This is a genomic window from Polynucleobacter sp. 39-46-10 (assembly GCF_002282275.1).
In genome coordinates this window covers 1-4,526 of record NZ_NCJB01000190.1, presented here as the reverse complement: position 1 = coordinate 4,526, position 4,526 = coordinate 1, and the positions used below count along the sequence as shown (strand labels likewise).

Below are 4,526 nucleotides of genomic sequence, written 5' to 3'. Positions count from 1 at the left end.
CTGCCGTACCAGAGGTTAACCAGACCACGTGAGAAAAAGACCGCTGAAAACATGGAAGTCAAAATACCAAGGCAATGCACTACTGCGAAGCCTTTGATTGGGCCAGAGCCAAATGTCAGTAATGCAAGACCGGCAATTAAGGTGGTGATGTTTGAATCCAAGATAGTTGCCCAGGCTTTATCAAAGCCGATAGCAATAGCTGTTTGCGGGGCTGCGCCATTGCGTAGCTCCTCACGAATACGCTCGTTGATTAATACGTTGGAGTCAATCGCCATACCTAGCGCCAATGCCATCGCAGCAATTCCTGGCAAGGTTAAGGTAGCTTGCAACATGGATAAAACAGAGATTAAGAGCAATAAGTTCACTGCTAGTGCCACAACTGAGAAAGTACCAAACAACAGGTAGTAGGCAATCATGAAAATAGCGATTGCTGCAAAACCAATGATGAGAGATTTAAATCCTTTCTCAATATTTTCAGCACCAAGGCTTGGTCCGATTGTGCGCTCTTCAATGATTTCCATTGGGGCTGCTAAGGAGCCCGCGCGCAATAAGAGCGCCAAATCATTCGCACTCTCAGTAGTTGGTTGACCAGTAATCTGAAACTTGGAACCAAACTCACTTTGAATGGTGGCAATTGTGAGAACCTCACCTTTGCCTTTTTCAAACAAGATCATGCCCATCGGCTTGCCAATGTTTTCACGGGTCACTTCTTGCATTACGCGACCACCAGCCGCATCTAAAGAAATGTTCACTGCAGGGCGTTGGTTTTGATCAAAGCCTGCGCTTGCATCCGTAATGCGATCGCCACTAAAGATCACCGATTTTTTGAATACGCCTTGACGGTTTTCGCCAAAGCGGAAAACATCCATGCCTGGGGGAGGGGTCTCACCAATCGCAATCGTAGAGACGATGGGATCAGCCAATCTGGACTCCAGTGTTGCGGTGCGACCAATGATGTCTTTGGCACGAGCTGTATCTTGAACGCCTGGAAGCTGAACCACAATACGCTCTGCACCTTGCTGCTGAATGACTGGCTCTTTTACAGCCAATTCATTGACGCGCTTATTAAGCGTCACGATATTCTGTTTTACTGCGCTATCTTGGATTTCTTTTAAGGAGGTTGGCTTAAATTCGCCTACGAGTTTTGGTGATAGCCCTGTAGGCTTAATCTGCCAGGTCAGATCAGGCTGACTAGCCATCAAAACTGAACGTGCTCTTTCAGCATCTTCAGTGCTACCAAAAGTTAAGGTAATACTGTCTTGGCCGCGTTCAATTCCTTGTTGACGAATTGATTTGTCACGCAACTGACTACGAATATCAGTGGCTAAAGAAGTTACTTTCTTTTGAACTGCGCCCTTCATATCGACTTGTAGCAAGAAGTAAACGCCACCACGCAAGTCCAGACCTAAAGGCATCGGTAATGCATTAAGCGCATTGAGCCAACTCGGTGTATTGGAGAGTAGGTTTAATGCAACTGTGAAATTGGGATCATTTTGATCAATATTCAATTTCTGTTGCAGCAAGTCACGCGCACGCAATTGAATATCGGTATTGTTGAAGCGAATTTTGATTGAACCAACATTGCCTGTGGATTCAAAGAAGATGCCGGTATTGCTAATGTTGTCTTCAGTCAGAATCTTTTCGACTCGAGACTGTGTCGCCAAATCAACCTTAGTGGTTGGTTTGGCGGACGAGACTTGAACCGCTGGCGCCTCCCCGTAGAAATTGGGTAATGAATATAGTCCTCCAATTAGCAAAGCAAATAGGATGACTATGTATTTCCAGAGGGGATAGCGATTCATATCGAGATACTTTTAAACAAGCTTATTAAGCAGACTTCATTGAGCCTTTTGGCAATACTGTTGTAATGGCGACTTTTTGCATTAGCACTTCAGTGCCGGCAGAAATTTCAACAGTTACCACTTGATCTTTCAACGCAGTTACTTTTCCCATGATGCCGCCAACAGTCACTACTTCATCGCCAACAGAAAGGGACTCAAGCATTGCTTTAGTTTCTTTTTGACGCTTCATTTGTGGGCGAATCATGATGAAGTACAACACTACAAACATCAAAATCAGGGGAAGGAAGCTCATTAAGCCACCAGAATCTGCACCCGCGGCTGGCGCCTGGGCAAAAGCGTTACTAATCCACATACAAAACCTCCATTAGTTACCAATTGGAAAATGCTTCAGTTTTAGGCTTTTAAGCAAAGCCGTAAACCCGCAATTCTAAACTGTATGGGGCTTGGAGGGCTGATTTCAGATCAATAGGGGGTGCCCATTGATGCTCTAGGGCTATTAATCCTGTCCAGGCTCTACGCCGCGCTGACGATTCCGATGGAATTCCTCGCGATAGGCGCTAAATCGATCCTTGGCAAGGGAGTCCCTCACTTCTTCCATGAGCTGGAGGTAGTAGGAGAGATTGTGAATCGTATTCAGCTGTGACCCAAGGATTTCATTCGCCTTCTGCAGATGATTTAGGTAGGATCTCGTGAAGTTTTTACAGGTATAACAGGCGCAAGTAGGATCGACGGGGCGATCATCATCCTTGTACCCTGAATTGCGCAGCTTCAGGTCACCAAAGCGGGTAAAAAGCCAGCCATTTCGAGCATTGCGAGTTGGCATCACGCAGTCAAACATGTCGATGCCCAGGCTCACACCTAGCATGAGATCTTCTGGTGTACCAACTCCCATCAAGTAATGAGGCATATGTTCTGGCAACTTAGGAGCTGTGAAATTCAAAATGCGCTCAAACTCGGGCTTGGGTTCTCCAACAGAGAGGCCGCCAATAGCAATACCATCAAAGCCTTGTTGGCTGACGGCATCTAAGGAGAATTCTCGTAAATTCTCGAACATGCCTCCTTGAACAATGCCAAAAAGGCCATTGCCTGTTTCGAGCTCGCGAAAGCGTTTTAAAGAGCGATCACCCCAACGTAGGGACATTTCGAGTGAAGCACGTGCAGTTTTTTCTGAGGTCGCTTGTCCTTTGACTTCGTAAGGGGTGCACTCATCAAATTGCATAGCAATGTCACTATTGAGTACCGCCTGAATTTCCATCGACACTTCTGGAGACATAAATAACTTATCTCCATTAATAGGGGAGGCAAATGTCACGCCTTCTTCAGAAATTTTTCTCAAAGCACCTAAGCTAAAGACCTGAAAGCCGCCTGAGTCAGTGAGGATGGGTTTATCCCAGCCCATGAAGCGGTGTAAGCCACCATGCTTCTGAATCACATCCAAACCAGGTCGCAGCCACAGATGAAAGGTATTGCCTAAAATAATTTGCGCTTTGGCTTCATTCAAATCCCGAGGTGTCATGGCCTTCACAGTGCCATAGGTTCCCACTGGCATGAAGATCGGCGTTTGAACGCTGCCATGGGGAAGGTCAAGCTGGCCAAGACGTGCAGGGCTTGCAGAGTCACGCGCCAAGATATTGAAGTGAACAGGTTTAGTCATGAGTTTGTCTAGTTAAGAACATCGCATCGCCGTAGCTAAAAAAGCGATATTCATTTTGAATGGCATGTTGATAGGCATGGCGGATATTGTCTACACCAGCAAAGGCACTTACCAACATGAGTAAGGTCGATTTTGGTAGATGAAAGTTTGTCAGCAAACAATCTACGGCTTTGAAGGTGTAGCCGGGAGTAATAAATAAATTGGTTTCGCCGCTGGCTTCTTGGTTTTGAGCCTGACTCTCTAGGGCCCGTAGACTGGTTGTTCCAACGGCAATGACTCTGCCGCCAGCTTGGTGGGTGGACTCTATTGCTGTGATGGTTTCTGCGGGGACTGAGAACCACTCGTAGTGCATTTTGTGTTTACTAAGGTCTTCTTCGCGAACTGGTGTAAAGGTACCTGCGCCTACATGTAGAGTCACAGAGACTTGCTTAACTCCAAGCTCATTTAGCCTCTTCAAAATAGCTTCATCAAAATGTAATCCTGCCGTAGGGGCGGCGACAGCACCAGGGTTTTTGGCAACCACAGTTTGATAGCGATTGGCATCTTCCTGATTTGGTTGATGCTCTATGTAAGGCGGTAGTGGCAATTCACCGAAACGCTCAAGCAAATCAAACACATTCTCTGGAAAGCGCACTTCATAGAATCTGCCGTCATAGTCAAGCATTTCCACTGGGAATGTTTCGCCCGCTTTGTTGTGGACATGGACAATGCTCCCGGTCTTGGGAACTTTGGAAGCCCTCATTTGTACCCAGGCTTGTTGATCGCCGCTAATGCGTTCAATAAGGAGCTCTACATTGCCCCCCGTCTCCTTTTTGCCATGCAGGCGCGCAGGGATCACCTTGGTGTCATTAAAGACGAGTAAATCCCCAGGTTTGATAAGGTTAAGAATCTCTGGGAATTTCCGATCGATCAATTGAGCGACATTACCCCCCTCTATATTCAGTTCTAAGAGGCGACTATCCGTTCTATTAGCCAGGGGATGCTGGGCAATTAGTTCGGGCGGGAGGTCGTAATTGAAGTCGGAAAGTTGCATAGCATTACCATCAGGTATTGGATTTTAACGATGACGA

General features: G+C 46.5%; 4 protein-coding genes. All 4 read right to left on the bottom strand.

Annotation, left to right across the window (positions count from 1 at the left end; translation table 11 throughout):
• A partial coding sequence (gene secD / locus B7X71_RS12230) for a protein translocase subunit SecD (RefSeq protein WP_293600863.1) occupies positions 1–1,802 on the bottom strand: 1,802 nt, incomplete at its 3' end.
• 25 nt (positions 1,803–1,827) lie between these two features.
• Positions 1,828–2,154 (bottom strand): preprotein translocase subunit YajC, encoded by a 327-nt coding sequence (yajC, locus tag B7X71_RS12225; protein WP_293598590.1) that lies wholly within the window; start codon positions 2,152–2,154, stop codon positions 1,828–1,830.
• Between the two features lie 144 nt (positions 2,155–2,298).
• Positions 2,299–3,456: a tRNA guanosine(34) transglycosylase Tgt gene (gene tgt / locus B7X71_RS12220; protein ID WP_293600862.1), complete on the bottom strand. Its 1,158-nt coding sequence runs from the start codon at positions 3,454–3,456 to the stop codon at positions 2,299–2,301.
• Complete coding sequence (queA, locus tag B7X71_RS12215) at positions 3,449–4,489, bottom strand: tRNA preQ1(34) S-adenosylmethionine ribosyltransferase-isomerase QueA (protein ID WP_293600861.1); 1,041 nt, start codon at positions 4,487–4,489, stop codon at positions 3,449–3,451. The genes tgt and queA overlap by 8 nt, the downstream gene beginning before the upstream one ends.
• Positions 4,490–4,526 lie beyond the last annotated feature (37 nt).

Coding starts and splice junctions, on each gene's coding strand:
- yajC (WP_293598590.1), bottom strand. CDS start 2,154: ATGTGGATTAGTAACGCTTTTGCCCAGGCGCCAGCCGCGGGTGCAGAT.
- tgt (WP_293600862.1), bottom strand. CDS start 3,456: ATGACTAAACCTGTTCACTTCAATATCTTGGCGCGTGACTCTGCAAGC.
- queA (WP_293600861.1), bottom strand. CDS start 4,489: ATGCAACTTTCCGACTTCAATTACGACCTCCCGCCCGAACTAATTGCC.